Source organism: Phycicoccus sp. Root101 (genome assembly GCF_001426245.1).
In the GTDB taxonomy this organism is placed as follows: Bacteria; Actinomycetota; Actinomycetes; order Actinomycetales; family Dermatophilaceae; genus Pedococcus.
Window position 1 is genome coordinate 13835 of record NZ_LMCM01000011.1, and the last position, 18920, is coordinate 32754.

The window sequence follows — 18920 nt, forward strand, 5'->3', positions numbered from 1 at the left end:
ACCCTATGGTGCGGCGCGGGGTGCCGGTCGGACGGGGACACGACAAAGCCGCCCGGGGACTCTCGTCCGGGGCGGCTGTCGAAACGCGTCAGGTCAGCGGGTCTCGCGGTGGACCGTGTGCTTCTTGTCGCGGGGGCAGAACTTCTTCATCTCGAGACGGTCGGGGTTGTTCCGACGGTTCTTCTTGGTGATGTAGTTGCGCTCCTTGCAATCCACGCACGCCAAGGTGATCTTGGGGCGGACGTCTGCGCTCTTGCTAGCCACGGGGCAACCTGCTCTCGGAACTGACGGTGGTGAAGTCTGGACGCCGCGCGCGACATCCAACGACATCGGGCAGCGACACATCAGGCTACGCGAATTCAGGCTGATCCTGAAATCGCGGTTGTAGCGGGAGCGGGGCTCGATCCCGCGACCTCACGATTATGAGTCGTGCGCTCTAACCAGCTGAGCTACCCCGCCATGGGGTGCAGCACCTCGCGATGCCTCTCCCAGAGCCCCCTGTCGGAATCGAACCGACGACCTTTTCCTTACCATGGAAACGCTCTGCCGACTGAGCTAAGGGGGCCTGCACACCGGGGCTCTGGGAGCCGCGCGGAAGTGCGACGGTGAGACTACACGCTCCGGTGCCCGGACCGAAAATCGAGGGTCCGGAGGGCGTATGGCGCGTGGTTCGGGCCCCTACCGGAAGGCCTGTTCGCCCGTCATCGCCTGCCCCACCACGAGGGTGTGCATCTCCACCGTGCCCTCGTAGGTGAGCACCGACTCGAGGTTGTTCATGTGCCGGATCACGGGGTACTCGAGGCTGATCCCGTTGGCCCCGAGGATGGTTCGCGAGGTGCGGCAGATGTCGAGCGCCTCGCGGATGTTGTTGAGCTTGCCGAGGCTGACCTGCTCCGGACGCAGGGTGCCCGCGTCCTTGCGCCGACCGAGGTGCAGCGCGAGGAGCTGGCCCTTGACGAGCTCGAGCGCCATGTCGGCGAGCTTCTGCTGGGTGAGCTGGAACGCGGCGAGGGGCCGCCCGAACTGCTCGCGCTCCATCGAGTAGCGCCGGGCGGTGTCGAGGCTGGACCTGGCCGCCCCGAGGGAGCCCCACACGATGCCGTAGCGCGCCTCGGAGAGGCACGACAGCGGGCCCTTGAGCCCACGGGCCTCGGGGAAGACCGCGTCCGCGGGGAGCCGGACCCCGTCGAGGACCAGCTCGCTGGTGACCGATGCCCGCAGGCTCATCTTGTGCTTGATCTGCGGCGCCGAGAAGCCGGGGCTGTCGGTGGGGACGACGAAGCCCCGGATGGTGCTGGCGCCGTCGCCCTGCTCGTCGACCTGCGCCCACACGACGGCGACGTCGGCGACCGAGCCGTTGGTGATCCACATCTTGGAGCCGTCGAGCACCCAGTCGTCGCCGTCGCGGCGGGCGCGCGTGCGCATCGACGCGGGGTCGCTGCCGTGGTCGGGTTCGGTGAGGCCGAAGCAGCCGATCGCCTCGCCCGTCGCCATGGCGGGCAGCCACTGCTGCTTCTGCTCCTCGCTCCCCCACCGGTGGATGGCGAACATCGCCAGGGAGCCCTGCACGGAGACCAGGCTGCGGACACCGGAGTCGGTCGCCTCGAGCTCGAGGCAGGCCAGCCCGTAGTCGACGGCGCTCATGCCGGCGCAGCCGTACCCCTCGAGGTGCATGCCCAGCAGCCCGAGGGCCCCGAGCTCCTTGGTCAGGCCGCGGAGGTCGTCGACCTCACCCCGCTCGAACCAGTCCGCGACGTACGGCTCGACGCGCTGGTCGAGGAAGGTGCGGACCGTGCTGCGCACGGCCTTCTCCTCGTCGCTGAGCAGGTCGTCGATCCCGGCGAGGTCCATCGGGTCGAGCGGGCGGCGGGTCGAGGAGGCCATGGCCCCATCCTGCCCCTCCGAGCCTCAGTCGCGCGCCTGCACCAGCTCGGCGATCCGCGTGACGGCGAACGCGTAGCCGCTCGGGCCGCACCCCACGATGACGCCGGACGCGATGGCCGACAGGTACGAGTGGTGCCTGAACTCCTCGCGCGCGTGCACGTTCGACAGGTGCACCTCGATGACCGGTCCGCTCACCGTCGCGAGCGCGTCGCGCAGCGCGATGGAGGTGTGGGTCAGCGCGCCGGCGTTGACCACGAACCCGGCGGCGCTCGCCCGCGTCTCCTGGATCGCGTCGACGAGCACGCCCTCGTGGTTGCTCTGCCGGAAGTCCACGGCGAGACCGGCCGCCCCCGCGACCTCACGGCACAGGGCCTCGATGTCGGCCAGGGTGTCGTGGCCGTAGACCTCGGGCTCACGTTCGCCGAGCAGGTTGAGGTTCGGTCCGTTGAGGACGACGACGGTGGGCTCGCTCGTGCCGGTCATACCGCTCATGCGGCCCAGCGTAGGTGAGCAGGCGCCATACCCACGGGGGCCACGCGCAGGGGCCCCACCGGAGCGGGTGGAGCCCCTGCGGTCGTGCGTATGGCGCGGTCAGCCCTTGCGACGCCGCCGCAGGACCAGGCCGATCCCGGCCAGCAGGGCGACGAGTCCGGCCGCGATCTGCTTCGCGTAGGACTTGAGCACGACGGGGAGCACGGCCGTGCCCAGGTCGAGCGCCTCCGCCTCCCGCGCCGGCGTGGGGGTCCGGGCCGCTGCTGCGGCCGTCGGCACCGGCGCCGGGCTCCCGGCGCCGGGAGCCGCGGTCGCCACCGCACCGTCGGCCGGTGCCGCAGCACCCGCGGACGGGGCCACCTCGGGCTCGGCCGGCGCGCCGACCTTGCCCTCGATGCACGCGACGAACTGGCCCAGCAGCTTGTCGGACACGTCCTGCATGACCCCACGGCCGAACTGCGCCGGCTTCCCGGTGACGTTGAGGTCGGTCTGGACGTCGGCCCTGGTGTTGCCGTCGCCTGCGTCGGTCAGCTGGATCGTCACGGTCGCCCCGGCGGTGCCGTTGCCCCGCTTGTCCTTGCCCTTGGCCTCGATGACGGCGCGGTGGGCCGCGTCGTCACGCTCGATGAAGGAGCCGGAACCGGAGTAGACCAGTGCGATCGGTCCGAGCTTGACCTTGACCGTGCCGGAGAACCCGGCGTCGGTCACCTCGGTGACGGTGGCGCCCGGGAAGCAGCTCCCGACCTCCTGCAGGTCCATGAACGTGGACCACGTCTCGTCGACCGACGCGGGCACCGTGAAGGTGTGGCTCAGCTCCACGGGCTCACCCGCCTGCCGCGGCGAGGACCGCGCGCCGGGTGAGGACGGTGGCCAGGTGCTTGCGGTAGTCCGCGTCGCCGTTGAGGTCCGACGGCGGGTTGGTGCCGTCGGCGGCTGCCGCGCAGGCCTCCCGGACCGCGTCGTCGGTCGCCGCCCTGCCGACCAGGGCCTGCTCCACCGCGGTCGCCCGCAGCGGGGTCGAGCCCATGTTCGTCAGCCCGATCCTGGCCTCGGCGATGGTGCCGCCCTCGACGCGGACGGTCGCCGCGACGGCGACGATCGACCACTGGTGGGCGACCCGGACGAACTTCTCGTACCGGCTCCCCCAGCCCGTGTGCTTCGGGATGCGGATCGAGGTGAGCAGCTCGCCCTCGCCGACGGCCGTCTCGAAGAGGTCGACGAAGAAGTCGGCGGCCGCGACCGTGCGGTCACCACCGGGTCCGGTGATGACGAACTCGGTGTCGAGTGCGAGCGCGGGTGCGCCCACGTCGCCCGCGGGGTCGGCGTGGACCAGGGCCCCGCCCACCGTGCCGCGGTGCCGGATCTGGGGATCGGCCACCTCGGTGATGGCATCGGTGAGCACCCCCGCGTGCTGGCGGACGAGGTCGCTCGCCAGCACGTCGGCATACGTGGTCATCGCACCGATCACGACGTGGTCGCCCTCGTCGCGGATGCCTCGCAGCTCCTCGATCCGACCGAGGTCGATGATCTTCTCGGGGGCGTTGAGCCGCATCCGCAGGATGGGGAGCAGGCTCTGCCCACCGCCCATCACCTTGGCGTCGTCACCCGCCTCGGCGAGCGCGCTGAGCGCGTCCGCCACGGACGTGGGCGCGAGGTAGTCGAACTGTGCGGGGATCACTGGCCCGCTCCTTCCGCGGAGGCGCTGCTACTGGGGTCCGGCGGGGCCTGGTTGGGAGCACCCTCGTCGAAGTGCGGCTGGGCACTCCCCGTCGTCGGGTCGGCCTGGGTGCTGCCGGCGGACTGGATCGCCCGCCAGACCCGCTCGGGGGTGCACGGCATCTGGATGTCGTTGATCCCCAACGGGCGGACGGCGTCGACGATGGAGTTGACGACCGCCGGCGTGGACGCGATGCACCCCGCCTCGCCGACGCCCTTGGCGCCGAGGTCGTTCGACGTGGACGGCGAGACCGTGTTGTCGGTGACGAACGAGATCGTGTCGGCCGACGTGGGCAGCGTGTAGTCGACGAACGAGCCGGACACGAGCGTGCCCTGGTCGTCGTAGACCGCCTCCTCCCACAGCGCCTGGGCGATGCCCTGGACGATGCCACCGTGCATCTGCCCCTCGACGATGAGGGGGTTGATGATGTTGCCGATGTCGTCCACGCAGACGTAGCTGCGGATCTTCACCGCGCCCGTCTCCGTGTCGACCTCGGTGGCGCACAGGTGCGTGCCGTGGGGGAAGGAGAAGTTCGACGGGTCGAACGTCGCCTCGGCGTCGAGCGTGGGCTCGGTGCCCTCGGGGAGGTCGTGGCCGGTGAACGCGGCCCACACCACCTCGGCCATGGCCTTGCCGTTGTCGGTGCCCTTGACCTTGAAGGTGCCGGCGCTGAACTCGATGTCGTCGACCGAGGCCTCGAGCATGTGCGCCGCGATCGGCTTGGCCTTCTCGATCACCCGGTCGGCCGCCATGACGAGCGCCTGGCCTCCGACGACGAGCGAGCGGGAGCCGTACGTGTCCAGGCCACGCGGCGCCACCTGGGTGTCGCCGTGCAGCACCTCGATGTCGTCGAACGGGATCCCGAGCCGGTCGGCGACGATCTGGCTCCACGCCGTCTCGTGGCCCTGGCCGTGGGCGCTGGACCCGGTGACGACCTCGACCTTGCCGGTGGGCAGCATCCTGACCTCGGCGTGCTCCCAGCCACCTGCGGCGTAGGAGAGGCTGCCGAGCACGCGGGAGGGGGCGAGGCCGCACATCTCGGTGAAGGTCGAGATGCCGATGCCGAGCTGCACCCGGTCCTTGCTGTCACGACGCTGCTGCTGCTCGCGCCGCAGGCCGTCGTAGTCGAACAGCTCCTTCGCGCGGGCCGTGGCCGCCTCGTAGTTGCCGGAGTCGTACTCGAGGCCGCACACCGAGGTGAACGGGAACTCCTCGTGCTTGATCCAGTTCTTCTCGCGGATCTCCATCGGGTCGACCCCGACCTCGGCCGCCAGCTCGTCCATCAGCCGCTCGATGGCGAACGTCGCCTCGGGCCGGCCTGCGCCGCGGTAGGCGTCGGTCCACGTCTTGTTGGTGAAGACGTTGGTGCAGTTGAACTGGTAGGCGGGGAACTTGTAGATCGCGTTGAACATGAACGCACCCAGGATCGGCACACCGCTGGTGACGAGGCCGAGGTAGGCACCCATGTCGGCGAGCAGGTCGACCTTGAGTCCGGTGACCGTGCCGTCCTTGGTGGCCGCCAGGGTGAGGCGCTGCCACTGGTCGCGGCCGTGGTGGGCCGACAGGAGCGACTCGCTGCGGGTCTCGGTGTACTTGCACGGCTTGCCGGTCTTGCGCGCCGCGAGGGTCACGATGACCTCCTCCGGCGTGTACTGCAGCTTGCCGCCGAAGCCCCCACCCACGTCGGGCGCGATGACCCGGACCTTGCTCTCGGGGATGCCGAGCGTCGCGGCCGTGAAGATGCGGACGAAGTGCGGCACCTGCGTCGAGGACCAGATCGTCAGCTGCTCGCCCGTGGGGTCGCAGACGAACGACCGCGGCTCCATGAACGCCGGGATGAGGCGCTGCTGGCGGTACTCGCGCTCGATGAGGATTCCACCGTCGCGGGCCGTGGCGATCGCATCGTCCACAGCCGTGCCCGTGCCGGCGTCGGCCGAGTCGAACTGCCAGAACGCGCTCTTGTTGGTGCCCAGGTCGGGGTGCGCGAGGACCGCGTCCTCGGCCGACTCCTTGAGGTCGAGCGCAGCCGGCAGCTCGTCGTAGTCGACGTCGACGAGCTCGGCGGCGTCGCGGGCTGCCCGGGCCGAGCGCGCCACGATGACGGCGACGATCTCGCCGGCGAACGCCACCCGGTCGACGGCGATGGACGGGTGCGGCGGCGCCTTCTGGTCGGCCGTGATCGGCCAGGCGTTGGGCAGCGAGCCCTGGATGTCCTTGACGTCCTCACCCGTGAGCACGAGCGAGACGCCCGGTGCCGCCTTCGCGGCTGAGGTGTCGATCGCGGTGATCTTCGCGTGCGCGAACGGGCTGCGCACCATGGCGAGGTGCTGCATCCCGGGGAGCTGGATGTTGTCGGTCCACTTGGTGCGTCCCGTGATGAGGCGCTGGTCCTCCTTGCGCTTGCGCGCGGACCCGATCTCGGTCTTCGGGCGGTCGTCGACAGCGGTCATGACTGGGCACCTTCCTTGGCGCCGGAGCCCGCGGCCTCCTGCACCGCCTTGACGATGTTGTGGTAGCCGGTGCAGCGACAGAGGTTGCCCTCGAGCCCGACGCGGATCTGCTCCTCGGAGGGGTCGGGGTTCTCGTTGAGGACGTCGATGGCCTGCATGATCATGCCGGGGGTGCAGTAGCCGCACTGGAGGGCGTGACAGTTGTGGAACGCCTTCTGCATCGGGTGCAGCTCGCCGTCCTGCGCCAGCCCCTCGATGGTCGTGACCTCGTGCCCGTCGGCCTGGACCGCCAGCACGTTGCAGGACTTCACACTGCGCCCGTCGAGGTGCACGGTGCACGCCCCACAGTTGCTCGTGTCGCAGCCGATGACGGTGCCGGTCTTGCCCAGGCTCTCCCTCAGGTAGTGGACCAGCAACGTGCGCGGCTCCACCTCGTCCTCGTAGCCGACTCCGTCGACCGTGACGTTGATGCGGGTCATCCAACACTCCTTTGTGTTCGAGCTGCACCTGCCGGTGCCTCTTCGGATCCTTGCTGCATTGCCCTGCTCTGACAACCGTCCAACCCGGCTACGTCCCGGCCCCACCCCCTGCGTGGGTGGGGGTGGCCCCAGCGGCCTCGTGCGGCTCGTGCGGGCCCGCTCCGTGGTGGTGGATCGGGCCGTCCCGGTGGGCCAGGCGGTCGCCGCGGCCACCCCACTGGAGGGCGACGATCTCGGCCGCGATGCTCACCGCCGTCTCCTCCGGCGTGCGAGCGCCGAGGTCCAGCCCGATGGGGCTGGAGAGGCGCTCCAGCTCGGCCTCGCTGAGTCCGGCCTCGCGCAGCCGTGCCATCCGGTCCTCGTGCGTGCGGCGCGAGCCCATGGCCCCGATGAACGCCGCCTCCGGGAGGCGCAGCGCGATCTCGAGGACGGGGACGTCGAACTTCGGGTCGTGGGTCAGCACGCAGATGACGGTCCGCGCGTCGAGGCGGCCGGCGTTGCGCTCCGCCTCGAGGTAGCGATGCGGCCACTGCACGACGACCTCGTCGGCAGAGGGGAAGCGGCTGTTCGTGGCGAAGACCGGTCGGGCGTCGACGACCGTCACCTCGTAGCCGAGGAAGTGGCCGACGTGGGCGACGGCCGCGGCGAAGTCGATGGCACCGAAGACGAGCATGCGCGGGCGCGGCGCGAAGGACGACACGAAGACGCGCAGCCCCTCACCGCGGCGCTCGCCGTCGGGCCCGTACGTCAGCGTCTCGGTACGGCCCGCGGCGAGCAGTCCGCGGACGTCGTCGGTGACGGCGTCGTCCGCACGGGCCGAGCCCAGCGAGCCGGAGTCACCGGCGGCGGACCCCTCCGGGCGGACGACGAGGCGACGACCCAGCCAGGCCGGGTCCGGGTGCTCGATGACCGTGGCGACCGCGACCGGGCGCCCCGCCTCCACGTCGTCGGCGACCTCACCGAGCTCGGGGAAGGACTCGCTGCTCACCGGCTCGACGAAGACGTCGAGGATCCCGCCGCACGTCAGCCCGACGGAGTAGGCGTCGTCGTCGCTGACGCCGTAGCGCTGCAGCACCGGCGTCCCGTCGGCGACGACGGTCGAGGCGAGCTCGTAGACCGCGCCCTCGACGCAGCCGCCGGAGACCGACCCCACCGCTTCACCGCCGGGTCCGACGAGCATCGACGCCCCCGCGGGACGGGGGGCCGACCGCCAGGTCGCCACGACCGTGGAGACACCGATCGTCGCACCCGCACGCCACCACCGGAGCAGCTCGGGCATCACCTCACGCACGGGCCACCACCTCCACCAGCTCCTCGAACGCCGCCATGGAGTGCCCGGCGACGAAGTCGTCGATGTGGGGCAGGGCCGCGACGATGCCCTGCTGCACCGGTTCGTACCCCGTCTTGCCCCGGTGCGGGTTCACCCAGACGACGCGGTGCGCGAGCGCCCGCAGCCGGCGCATCTGCTCGCCGAGCGCCTCGGGCGCCTCACGCTCCCAGCCGTCGCTGAAGACCACGACGACCGCGCCACGGGCCATGCCCCGACGGCCCCATCGGTCGAGGAAGACCTTGATGCCCTGGGCCAGCCGGGTTCCGCCGGACCAGTCGGGGACCGAGTTCCCACAGGCCACGAGGGCGCGTTCGGGGTCGCGCTGGCGCAGCGGCCGGGTGACGTGGGTCAGCCGGGTGCCGAGTGTGAACACCTCGACGGGCAGACCCGTGGCGGCGTAGGTGTGGGACAGGCGCAGCAGCGCGTCGGCGTAGGGGCTCATCGAGCCGGAGACGTCGACGAGCAGCACGACCCGTCGCGGCCGGGTGCCGCGCCGTCGCCAGGCGATCGGCCCGGGCTCGCCCATCCGTCGCAGCTGGTCGCGAAGGGTGCGCCGGGCATCGACCACCCCTCGGGCCGCGGGCGTCGGCCGGTGCGCCCGGCGGCGCGGGGCGCGCGGCCGCAGCACGGCGAACAGGGCCGCGAGGCGGGCGCGTTCGGCGCTGCCGAGCGTCGCGATGTCGCGGTGACGCAGCACCTCGGTCGCGCTCGCCTGCGCGTGGACGGCGTCCTCCTCCTGCTCCTGGGTCTCCCCCGAGCCCTGGTCTCCCTCGAGCGGCGCCATGGTGAGGGTCGGCGAGGTCTCCTGCCGGGGCCGGGTGCCGGCTCGTTCGAGACCGAACCACGCGGCATACACCTGGTCGTAGCGCTCGAGGTCGGCCGGTGACGAGCAGAGCGTCGCCTGCCCGGCCCAGTAGACCCCTGAGGGGTCCATGAGCCCGACCGCGGCCACCGCCTCGAGGTAGGTGCGTTCGCGGTCGGCGGTCACGGCCACGCCCGAGGCCCGCAGGGCGCGCGCGAACCCGAGCAGGACGGCATCGGGGGCGTGCAGCGTGGCGGCCTCGGGAACGCTCATGACGTGAGGATCCGGTCGAGGGCGGCACGGACCCGCTCGGAGTCCTCGCGGTACTTCACGGCGACGCCCAGCGTGGCCGAGGCCGTCTCGAGGTCGAGGCTGGTGCTGCCGAGCTCGTGCAGGGCCCGGGCCCAGTCGAGCGTCTCGGCGACCCCTGGCGGCTTGATCAGGTCGTGGTCCTGGCGCAGCGTCTGGACCGCTGAGACCACTTGTGCCGCAAGGGTTTCGGAGACCTCGGGTGCCCGGCTCCGGACGATCTCGAGCTCCCGGGCCAGACCGGGGTGGTCGATCCAGTGGTAGAGGCACCGACGCTTGAGGGCGTCGTGCAGCTCGCGGGTCCGGTTGGACGTCAGGATGACGACCGGGGGCGTGGCGGCGGTCACCGTCCCGAGCTCGGGGATCGTCACCTGCCAGGTCGAGAGCACCTCGAGCAGGAACGCCTCGAACTCGTCGTCGGCCCGGTCGATCTCGTCCACGAGGAGCACGGCCGGCGACTCACGCAGGGCCCGGAGCACCGGCCGCGCGAGCAGGAACCGCTGGTCGAACAGCTGGTCCTCGATCTGCGCGACGTCGCGCGCCTGGTCGGCGGCGACGGCCTCGACGGCCCGCAGGTGCAGGATCTGGCGCGGGAAGTCCCAGTCGTACAGGGCCTGGGTCGCGTCGATCCCCTCGTAGCACTGCAGCCGGATCAGCGGCAGGTCGAGCGTCTCGGCAAGAGCCTCCGCGAGTGCGGTCTTGCCGGTGCCGGGCTCCCCCTCGAGCAGCAGTGGACGCTGCAGGCGCAGGGCGAGCCACGCAACCGTGGCGAGAGAGGCGTCAGCGAGGTACCCGGTCCCACCGAGGCCACCTGTCAGCTCCCCGGCCGACGCAAAGGCCTCCCGTGGCTCCATGTGCCGATCATCACCCACGTGGGCCCGATCCGAAAGGGGAACGCAGATGTGTGAACGACGAGAGGGGCATTCGCCGCGGTCAGCGGTGTGCGAGCCGGACGCACCATCCGCGGGCTGGACATCGGCGCGGTCTCAGACGAGGTCGGCCGGGGTGTCCGCGTCGCGACCCGTGGCGAGGTCGCCGCACTCGACGACGAGGTGCGGGTGGCGGGCGAGGTGGTCGCGCGCCCCCTTGTCGCCGGTGGCCGAGGTGAGGACCTCGTCCCAGTGGTCCCTCCCCAGGAGGACCGGGTGCCCGGGCACCCCCGCGTATGCCGCCCGCGCCAGGACCGCGGGCCCCTCACCCGCCGTCTCGGCCAGGAGCCGCACCACCACGGGCGGGCCGACGTCGGGGAGGTCGACGAGCAGGACGAGCGCTGCCTCGGCGTCGGTGTCCAGGCAGGCCCCGAGGCCGGCACGCAGCGAGGCGCTCTGGCCGTCGGCCCAGTCGATGGCCTCGACGACGACGTCCGCCGGTGCGGTCCCGGCCGTCGCGAGCGGCCGAGCCTCCTCCACGCCCGCGCCGAGGACGACGACCACGGGTCCGCACCCGGACTCCCTGAGCACCCGCAGCCCACGCTCGAGGAAGGTGCCACCCCCGGGATCGGCGACCAGCGCCTTGGGTCGGCCCATCCGCCGCCCTCCCCCGGCCGCGAGGAGCAGCCCCGCCACCTGGCGCGGCTGCTCCCGGGGGACGGTCACCGTCAGCCCTTGAGCCCGGCCTCGATCGCGGCGATGATCCGCGGCCGCAGCTCCTGGGCCGAGATGACGGCGTCGACCGAGCCGACGCTCACGGCGCGGTGGATGCTGTGCACCTTGTCGAACTCCGAGGCCACCTCGCCCAGCTTCTCCGAGCGGACCGCGCTGCGGACCTCGGCAAGCTCGGTCGCCAGCTCGGCCCGGCGGGCCTGGTCGGCCTCGCCCATCGCGGCCTCGAGGTCGCGCACCCGCGGGTCCGACGCCGTACGGGCGTCGACGTCACGGGAGAACACGACGGCTGCCGCCGGCGCACCACCCAGCACGGAGGCGAACGACCCCTCGACGGCGAGCACCGTCATCCGGGGGTTGAGCACCTTGGAGAACACGACGAACGCACCACCGTGGTAGCGCGAGACCACGGTGAAGACGATCGGGCCGTCGAAGTTGACGATGGCGCGGCCGATCTCGGCGCCGTACTCCAGCTGCAGGCTGCGCATCGACTCGGGTGACCCGTCGAAGCCGGACAGGTTGGCCAGGACGACCACCGGGCGGTTGCCGCTGGCGGCGTTGATCGCCCTCGCGACCTTCTTGGACGAACGGGGGAAGAGCGTGCCGGCGGTGTAGGTGTCGGGACCGTCGGTGGGCGGGAACCCGCGGCGGGCCACGGTCTTGGACTCGATCCCCAGCAGGCACACGGGGATCCCACCGAGGTGGGCGTCCTGCACCACCGCGGTCTCGGCGTCGGCCATGCCGGCCCAGCGCTCGAGCGTCTCGTGGTCCTGGTCGGCGACGGCGGCCATGAGGGTCCGGATGTCGAACGGCTTCTTGCGGTCCGGGTTCGTCGCCGAGGAGAAGATGTCGCCGACCGTCGTGAAGCCCGAGTCCGCGAGGGTGTGCGGGAACGTCGTGACGTCGCGGTCGACGGGGTCCGTGGTCTTCGCCCGGCGCGGACCGTCCTCGCCCGGGTGGACGTAGGTGTGGTCGTAGTGGGCCATGAGGACGTCACGGGCACCCGCGAGGTCGGGGGCCCAGTACTGCGCCTGGCCGTTGGGGCCCATGACGCGGTCGTAGCCGCCGATGCCGAAGTTGTCCTCGGCCGAGACGCCGCCGGAGAAGTCCAGCGACTGCTTGCCGGTGAGGACCATCGCGCTGTCCGGCGTCATGACGAGGATGCCCTTGGTGTGCATGAGCATCGTCGCCTCGGCGTTCCAGTAGGGCTGGGCGCCGACGTTGATCCCGGCGACGACGATGTTGATCTCGCCGCCGTCCTGGGTGAACTCGACGATCCGCTTGAGGGCGCGGGCCACCCAGTCCATGTTCTCGGTGCCGGAGTCCATCGAGATGCGGGCACCGGCGGACAGGGCGAACCACTCGACCGGCACCCCCATCTCCTGCGCGAGGTCGAGGGCCGCGATGACCCGCATGCACTCGGCCTCGGCCACGGCGCCGAGTGCCTTGAGCGGGTCTCCGCAGAGCAGCACGCGGGTGATGCCCTCGGGGTAGCGCTCCGTGGGCGTGGTGATGACGCCGGCGATGATGCCGGCCTTGTTGAGGCCGTAGGGGCGGTCGACCGGGACGAGGCTGCCGCGGTCGTCGAGGTCGTACTCCGTGGCGGTCCCACCGTGTCCGGCGATCATCGCCTGCAGCTCGTAGGGGTAGACGACCCCACGGCGGCGGGCGCGGACCACCTTCTGCGCGTAGTCGTCGAGCGGCTTGAGCCGCTCGGTCGGCGGCTCCTCGACGGAGGTGACGACCCCGGACCCCGGCTGGTAGTGGAACCGCGCGGCGAGCGGGGCGCTGGCACCGTCCGGGGTGGCGATGCGGCCCTGGACGAGGACCTCCTCGATCCCGGCGCCGGCGGTCAGCGGCGAGATCTTGGCCTGGAGCGCGGTGAGCTGGTCGAGGTCGGCCTCGATGGGCGGCCAGATGTGCACCCAGACGTGGTTCATGTCGAGGCGAGCCCCGGCTGAGCCGCTCGCGGCGCGCGCCCGGCGGATCGCCTCGAGGCAGTTGGCGATGGCCCGCTCGGCGTGCGGCAGGGCGGTGACCCGGCCGCGCTCGTCGCGGACGACGGCGAGCTGGCGGACCTGGGCCAGCGCGACGAGGCGCTGGTCGGACTCGTTGCCCGGCGCGACGCACCGGTAGAGCAGGACGTCGTCCGGGGCGTCGAGCCGGGTGATGTCGAAGTCGCGCAGCCGCCACAGGTTGAGGCGGCGACCCACCATCGGGTGCACCCCGCGGACGAGGCGGTCCTCGACCATCGCGTCGGCCTCGGGCCGGAACGTGAAGTAGCTGACGGGACGACCGGAGCCGGGGCAGACGGCGACCGCGACCCGGCGCACCTGCTGGGCGAACGGCATGGCGGCCAGCGCGGCACCGAGCCGGGCGGAGGACTCCTCCGGGGAGGACGGCTCGTCGGGCCACGACAGGTAGAGGTCGACCACGGCCTCGTCACCGTCCCCGCGCTGGGCCAGCTGCTCGACGACACCGGCGACGAGGGTGGAGTCCGGCACGAGCTCGTCGACCCGGCCCACCGACGTCACGAGGTGCGTGGGGCGGCCGTCGAGGGAGTAGTCGGCGACGGCGAACGGCCGCGAGTCGACCTGCAGCTCACGCAGCCCGGTGAGGTCGTGCTCGCGGTAGTGGCGCTTGATGAGGACGGCGAGCATCGGCTCGCGGGTGGGGACCCCGTCCTCGAGGCGCTCGGCGAGGAACTGCACGATCTGCTCCGGGATCGCCGCGAGCGCGTCGATGCGAGCCGCCCGCTCGTCCCCACCGGGGACGCCCTCGAGGGCGGCGAGCTCGTCGCGGACGCCGCCGAGGACGGTGGCGCGGTCGGCGTCGACCAGGGGCTGGTCGAACCACCGGAACCGCACGCTCCGGGCGAGGTCACCGATCACCGGGTAGCGCAGCTGGGTGGCGACGACGAGGCGGTCGAGGACGTCGCGGGCGCTGGCGTCCAGCGGCGGCTCGGGTCGCGGCTCGACGATCCAGTGCTGGAGCAGCGCGGTCGCCAGGGCCACCTCGGGGGCCGAGCGCTGCTGGGCCAGGAACACCCGGAACACCGCCTCCTCGAGCTGGGGCGTGCGGTCCAGGCTGTCGAGCCCGTAGTGCCGCAGCACCTGCGAGAGCTTGCTGCGGAACTGCTCGGGCAGCGCTCCACGCTCGACGTCGAGGCTCTGCAGGTAGGTGTGGAAGTGCTCCCGCGGGCTGTGCACACGGTTCTCGACGTGGTCCTCCTCGCCCGCCGGCCGGTTGCGGCTCAGCTCGGCGAAGTCGGCGAACACCTCGAGCACGGCGACCTCGTCGCCGATCTGGGGGTGCCCCGACGCCACGAGCTCGTCGCGGGCCTCGAGGTAGGACCGCAGGGTGCTCCCGCCGTCACGCGGGTCGACGTCGTAGCCGAGCAGCATGGCGCACAGCGAGGCCCGCGAACGCTCGATGACCTCCTGCGCCCCCGCACCGCTGTGGTCGATCTCGGGCAGGTCGAGGTCGACGACGTTCTCGGGGGCCGCCTCGGCGACGTCGTCCGGGTCACCGAGCGGCTCCAGGCGCACCATCGGCGCGCCCGTCTCGACCTGGCTGCCGGTGGAGACGAGCAGCTCCTTGACGCGAGCCGCGAACGGCGCCGGGAGCACGGTCTCCATCTTCATCGACTCGAGCACGAGGACCGGGGCTCCCGCCGCGACCTCGCTGCCGACGGGGGCCGGGGTCGCGACCACGAGCGCGGGTGCCGGCGAACGCAGGACGCCGCCCTCGTCACGGCTCACGCGGTGGGTCACGCCGTCGACCTCGACGAGCTGGACCGGTCCGTGCGTGGCCGTGATGAGGCGGTGGGTCCGACCGCCGGTGGTGAGCCGGCTGGTGTACTCGTCGAGGCGGTCGAGCTCGGCGTCCACGGTCTGCTCGGTGACACCGTTGGCCACCGTGGCACGGAACAGGTGCGGCCCGATGCGCCAGACCGTGACCTTGTATGCCGTGCCGCGCAGCTTCAGGTCGATGGCCCGGCCGGTGCGGTGCTGGACCTGGGGGCGTCCCCCTCTCGAGGTCTCCAGCAGGCGGGTGCGCTCGACACCCTCCTCGTCCTCGTAGGCCTCGATGCCGGCCGCCACCAGGGCGATGCCGGAGTGCCGGTGCGAGACGAGGCGGCCCTCGCCGCGGACGCGGTCGATCCAGCCGGTGTCGGCGCTGCCGTCGATGACCTCGGGCTGGTCGAGCAGGTCGAGGATGAAGCTCTTGTTGGTGGAGCCGCCCTCGATGACCACGGTGGTCTCGGACATGGCGCGACGCAGCCGCGCGAGCGCCTCGTCCCGGTCGCTGCCGACGGCGATGATCTTGGCGATCATCGAGTCGAAGTCGGCCGGGATCGAGTCGCCCTCGCCGACACCGGTGTCGACCCGGATGCCGGGGCCCGACGGCAGGTTCAGCAGCGCGATGCGGCCCGGGGAGGGCGCGAAGTCACGGTCGGGGTCCTCGGCGTTGAGCCTGGCCTCGACGGCGTGGCCCTCCTCGACCGGGCGCTCCCCCTCGAGCCGGCCACCGCCGGCGACGTGGATCTGCAGCTTGACGAGGTCGGTGCCGGTCGTCGACTCGGTGATGGGGTGCTCGACCTGGAGCCGGGTGTTCACCTCGAGGAAGGCGAAGAACTTGTCGCCCGGGTGGTAGAGGAACTCGACGGTGCCGGCGCCGGCATACCCGACGGCGATCGCGAGCCGCTCGGCACTGGCCTTGACCTCGGCGACCTGGTCGGGGCCGAGCACGGGCGAGGCGGACTCCTCGATGACCTTCTGGTTGCGGCGCTGGACCGAGCAGTCGCGGACGCCGATGGCCCACGCCGTGCCCTGGCCGTCGGCGATGACCTGGACCTCGACGTGGCGGGCACCGGTGACCAGGCGCTCCAGGAAGACGACACCGGAGCCGAACGCACGCTGCGCCTCGTCCCGGGTCCGCTCGTAGGCGTCGGTGAGGTCGGCGTCGGAGGCGACCATGCGGATGCCCCGGCCACCACCACCCGCGGTGGCCTTGAGCATGAGGGGGTAGCCGATCCTCGCCGCCGCCGCCTTGGCGTCCTCGAGGGTGTCGACGCCGCCGCCGCTCCAGGGGGCGACGGGCACACCGACCTCCTCGGCGATGAGCTTGGAGCCGATCTTGTCGCCGAGCTTGCGCATCGCCTCCGGGCTCGGTCCGATGAAGGTCACGCCGATGCGGGCGCACAGCTCGGCGAAGTTCGGGTCCTCGGCCACGAAGCCCCAGCCGACCCAGGCGGCGTCGGCGCCGGTCTCGCGCAGCGCCTTCTCCAGCACCGCGTAGTCGAGGTAGGGCCGGTTGGCCGCCGGGCCGAGGTTGTAGGCGACATCGGACTCGCGCACGAACATCGCGCGCTTCTCCCCCTCGGTGTGGAGGGCGACGGTCTCGATGCGGTGCCCGTCGGCCCCCGCCTGCGCGTTGAGGTCGCGCACGGCGTGGATGAGCCGCATCGCGGCCTCTCCCCGGTTGACGATGGCGATGCGCGAGAACATCGAGTGGGCCTCCCAGCACGGACGGACGACGGCTGGCGGCGCAGACCGCACGCCGCCGAGCCCCGAGCCTGCCACCGATCGTCGGTGACTCGCGAGTAATGCCCGGTCCGACCTGCGCGAGTCGACCTGCGCGGGTCCGGTCGACGGGAGGTCCGACCGGTGGCGGCCCTCGCCGCGGCATGCCCGTGCGACCCGACCTAGGGTTGAGGACATGTCCCGCGCAGCCGCTGTCCTCTGGCTCCGCCGCGACCTGCGCCGGGGCGACCTCCCTGCCCTGGGAGCCGCGGCCGCTGCCGCCGACGGTGCCTCCGTGCTCGTGCTGTTCGTCCTGGACCCCAGGCTCTGGGAGGGCGCCGGACCGGTGCGTCGGGCCTGGCTCGCCGCGACGCTCGAGGCAGCCCGCGAGGCCTACGACGGCCGCCTGTGCCTGCGGGTCGGCGACCCCGCGGAGGTCGTGCCGGCTGTCGTCGAGGAGGTGGGCGCCCGGTCGGTCCACGTCTCCCGCGAGACGACCCCCGCCGGCGTCCGTCGCGACCGGGCGGTCTCCGCGTCCCTCGCCGCCTCAGGCGTCGACTGGGTCGAGACCGGCACCCCGTATGCCGTGGGGCCGGGTTCGATCGTCAACGGCAGCGGCGACCCGTACAAGGTCTTCACCCCGTTCAGCCGCGCCTGGCGCGACAAGGGCTGGCCCGCGCCGGCGACCGAGCCGACCGGGCTCACCCTCGCCCGGGTCGCCTCCGACGACGACGGCTGGAGGACCGTCCGCTCCGCTGCGTCGGCGGACGGGCTGCCCGACCTGCCGGCCGCCGGCGAGGAAGCCGCCCTCGCGCGGTGGCGCGAGTTCCTCGACGACGCGCTCACGGCCTACAAGGACGACCGCGACCGGGCCGACCGGCCCGGGACCTCGCGGCTGTCCCCCTACCTCAAGATCGGGGCCGTGCACCCGCGCACCCTGCTCGCCGAGCTCGAGGGCCGGACCGGGCAGGGGGCGCAGACGTTCGCGACCGAGCTGTGCTGGCGCGAGTTCTACGCCGACGTCCTCTGGCACCACCCGAGGTCGGCGTGGCACGACCTGCGACCGGCGCTGTCGGGGATGACCTACGAGGACAACGAGGACCTGGTCGCGGCGTGGAAGGAGGGCCGCACCGGCTACCCCGTCGTCGACGCCGCGATGCGCCAGCTGCTCACCGAGGGCTGGATGCACAACCGGATGCGGATGGTCACGGCGAGCTTCCTCACCAAGGACCTGCACGTCTGGTGGCCGGTCGGCGCACGGCACTTCCTCGACCACCTGCTCGACGGCGACATCGCCTCGAACAACCACGGCTGGCAGTGGGTCGCGGGCACCGGCACCGACGCGTCCCCGTACTTCCGCGTCTTCAACCCGATCACCCAGGGGCAGCGGTTCGACCCGCAGGGCGACTACGTCCGCCGGTACGTCCCCGAGCTCGCGCACGTCCCCGGCAAGGCGGTGCACGAGCCGTGGAAGCACGACGAGGGATACGCCCACGGGTACCCGGAGCCGGTCGTCGACCACGCCGAGGAGCGACGTGAGGCGCTGCGGCGGTACGAGGCGGCGCGGGGTGCGCAGTCCTCGGGGTCCGGCGGGCGGGGCTCGGCGTGATCAACCCCGCGAGCGAGGTGCGCTCGTTCGTCAGGGCGGCCCTGGTCACCCCGGTGCCCCGCGACCACACCGAGTCCGACGCAGCCTTCCGCCGCCGACGCGTCGTGGCCGTGGTCACGCTGCTCGTCGGCACGGCGGTCCTCACCCTCGCCCTGCGGATCGCGCCCGGCGACCCGGCGTTCTACGCGGCCACCGTCGGGCTCGCGCTGGTCTGGACCGTCGGGGCCTTCGCGTCCGGGCCCCTGCACCTGGGGCGGGCCCGCACGCGCTCCGGTGGTGACGCCCGGCCGATCGTCCAGTCGCTCGCCCTCGGCGCCCTGCTCCTGGCGGTCTTCCTGCTCGGTGGGCTCGTCATCGCCCGGATCCCGCTGCTGCGCGACCCGGTGACCAACCTGCTCGACCACGCCCGCCTCGGCTCGCTGCCCGTCGTCGCGCTCATCACCGCCGTCAACGGCGTCTCCGAGGAGCTCTACTTCCGCGGCGCCCTCTACTCGGCCATCGGCCGCCGCCACGCGGTGCTCGTCACCACCGTGGTCTACGCCCTGACCACCGTGGGATCCGGCATCCCGCTGCTCGTCCTCGCTGCCGCCCTGCTCGGACTGCTGACCGGCCTGCAGCGCCGCGTCACCGGCGGCATCCTCGGCCCGGTCATCACGCACCTCACGTGGTCGCTCGGGATGCTCTTCCTCCTGCCCACCGTCCTCTCGTCCGGAAGCTGACCC

Annotated in this window: 14 protein-coding genes and 2 tRNA genes; 2 read left to right on the forward strand and 14 right to left on the reverse strand. The window is 72.3% G+C overall.

The genetic code is table 11. The annotated features are described in order from the left end of the window. Window positions 1-93: 93 nt before the first annotated feature. The 14 genes from rpmG to ASC58_RS19635 form a co-directional block, all read right to left on the reverse strand. On the reverse strand, window positions 94-264 hold the full coding sequence (gene rpmG, locus ASC58_RS19570; RefSeq protein ID WP_056915500.1) for a 50S ribosomal protein L33: 171 nt from the start codon (window positions 262-264) through the stop codon (window positions 94-96). A 121-nt stretch (window positions 265-385) separates the two neighbouring features. Further along, window positions 386-459, reverse strand: a tRNA-Met gene (locus ASC58_RS19575). Window positions 460-492: 33 nt separating this feature from the next. Continuing rightward, window positions 493-565, reverse strand: a tRNA-Thr gene (locus tag ASC58_RS19580). A 113-nt stretch (window positions 566-678) separates the two neighbouring features. Further along, window positions 679-1884, reverse strand: coding sequence for an acyl-CoA dehydrogenase family protein (locus ASC58_RS19585; RefSeq protein WP_056915501.1), 1206 nt, complete (start codon window positions 1882-1884; stop codon window positions 679-681). 24 nt (window positions 1885-1908) lie between these two features. Beyond that, window positions 1909-2367, reverse strand: coding sequence for a type II 3-dehydroquinate dehydratase (gene aroQ / locus ASC58_RS19590; protein ID WP_056920472.1), 459 nt, complete (start codon window positions 2365-2367; stop codon window positions 1909-1911). Between the two features lie 108 nt (window positions 2368-2475). After that, complete coding sequence (locus ASC58_RS19595; protein ID WP_056920473.1) at window positions 2476-3195, reverse strand: SRPBCC family protein; 720 nt, start codon at window positions 3193-3195, stop codon at window positions 2476-2478. Between the two features lie 4 nt (window positions 3196-3199). Beyond that, window positions 3200-4054: a xanthine dehydrogenase family protein subunit M gene (locus ASC58_RS19600; RefSeq protein ID WP_056920474.1), complete on the reverse strand. Its 855-nt coding sequence runs from the start codon at window positions 4052-4054 to the stop codon at window positions 3200-3202. Further along, window positions 4051-6543, reverse strand: coding sequence for a xanthine dehydrogenase family protein molybdopterin-binding subunit (locus ASC58_RS19605; RefSeq protein WP_056915505.1), 2493 nt, complete (start codon window positions 6541-6543; stop codon window positions 4051-4053). The genes ASC58_RS19600 and ASC58_RS19605 overlap by 4 nt, the downstream gene beginning before the upstream one ends. Beyond that, entirely contained in the window at window positions 6540-7022 is a 483-nt protein-coding gene (locus ASC58_RS19610; RefSeq protein ID WP_056915506.1) for a (2Fe-2S)-binding protein, read from the reverse strand. Before ASC58_RS19610 ends, ASC58_RS19605 begins: the two co-directional genes overlap by 4 nt. A gap of 88 nt (window positions 7023-7110) precedes the next feature. Beyond that, on the reverse strand, window positions 7111-8313 hold the full coding sequence (locus ASC58_RS19615) for an XdhC/CoxI family protein (RefSeq protein ID WP_056920475.1): 1203 nt from the start codon (window positions 8311-8313) through the stop codon (window positions 7111-7113). After that, window positions 8306-9427 (reverse strand): VWA domain-containing protein, encoded by a 1122-nt coding sequence (locus tag ASC58_RS19620; RefSeq protein WP_056920476.1) that lies wholly within the window; start codon window positions 9425-9427, stop codon window positions 8306-8308. Before ASC58_RS19620 ends, ASC58_RS19615 begins: the two co-directional genes overlap by 8 nt. Further along, complete coding sequence (locus tag ASC58_RS19625; protein WP_056915509.1) at window positions 9424-10317, reverse strand: MoxR family ATPase; 894 nt, start codon at window positions 10315-10317, stop codon at window positions 9424-9426. The genes ASC58_RS19620 and ASC58_RS19625 overlap by 4 nt, the downstream gene beginning before the upstream one ends. Window positions 10318-10449: 132 nt before the next feature. Then, the gene (locus ASC58_RS19630; RefSeq protein WP_235529342.1) at window positions 10450-11058 is read right to left on the reverse strand and encodes an NTP transferase domain-containing protein; all 609 of its coding nucleotides are present in this window, start codon (window positions 11056-11058) and stop codon (window positions 10450-10452) included. 2 nt (window positions 11059-11060) lie between these two features. Then, window positions 11061-16574 carry a carboxyl transferase domain-containing protein gene (locus tag ASC58_RS19635; protein ID WP_056920528.1) on the reverse strand — a complete coding sequence of 1838 codons (5514 nt, stop codon included), beginning with the start codon at window positions 16572-16574 and terminating at the stop codon, window positions 11061-11063. Between the two features lie 211 nt (window positions 16575-16785). On the opposite strand from ASC58_RS19635, the gene ASC58_RS19640 reads away from it, so the two are divergent. Continuing rightward, window positions 16786-18198, forward strand: coding sequence for a deoxyribodipyrimidine photo-lyase (locus ASC58_RS19640; RefSeq protein WP_056920477.1), 1413 nt, complete (start codon window positions 16786-16788; stop codon window positions 18196-18198). Beyond that, the gene (locus ASC58_RS19645; protein WP_056915512.1) at window positions 18195-18917 is read left to right on the forward strand and encodes a CPBP family intramembrane glutamic endopeptidase; all 723 of its coding nucleotides are present in this window, start codon (window positions 18195-18197) and stop codon (window positions 18915-18917) included. The genes ASC58_RS19640 and ASC58_RS19645 overlap by 4 nt, the downstream gene beginning before the upstream one ends. Window positions 18918-18920: the final 3 nt, after the last annotated feature.

What these genes read in the sequence shown, in the direction of transcription:
- ASC58_RS19605 (WP_056915505.1), bottom strand. Translation starts at nt 6,543, where the DNA reads ATGACCGCTGTCGACGACCGCCCGAAGACCGAGATCGGGTCCGCGCGC.
- ASC58_RS19585 (WP_056915501.1), bottom strand. Translation starts at nt 1,884, where the DNA reads ATGGCCTCCTCGACCCGCCGCCCGCTCGACCCGATGGACCTCGCCGGG.
- ASC58_RS19610 (WP_056915506.1), bottom strand. Translation starts at nt 7,022, where the DNA reads ATGACCCGCATCAACGTCACGGTCGACGGAGTCGGCTACGAGGACGAG.
- ASC58_RS19620 (WP_056920476.1), bottom strand. Translation starts at nt 9,427, where the DNA reads ATGAGCGTTCCCGAGGCCGCCACGCTGCACGCCCCCGATGCCGTCCTG.
- ASC58_RS19625 (WP_056915509.1), bottom strand. Translation starts at nt 10,317, where the DNA reads ATGGAGCCACGGGAGGCCTTTGCGTCGGCCGGGGAGCTGACAGGTGGC.
- ASC58_RS19640 (WP_056920477.1), top strand. Translation starts at nt 16,786, where the DNA reads ATGTCCCGCGCAGCCGCTGTCCTCTGGCTCCGCCGCGACCTGCGCCGG.
- ASC58_RS19635 (WP_056920528.1), bottom strand. Translation starts at nt 16,574, where the DNA reads ATGTTCTCGCGCATCGCCATCGTCAACCGGGGAGAGGCCGCGATGCGG.
- aroQ (WP_056920472.1), bottom strand. Translation starts at nt 2,367, where the DNA reads ATGACCGGCACGAGCGAGCCCACCGTCGTCGTCCTCAACGGACCGAAC.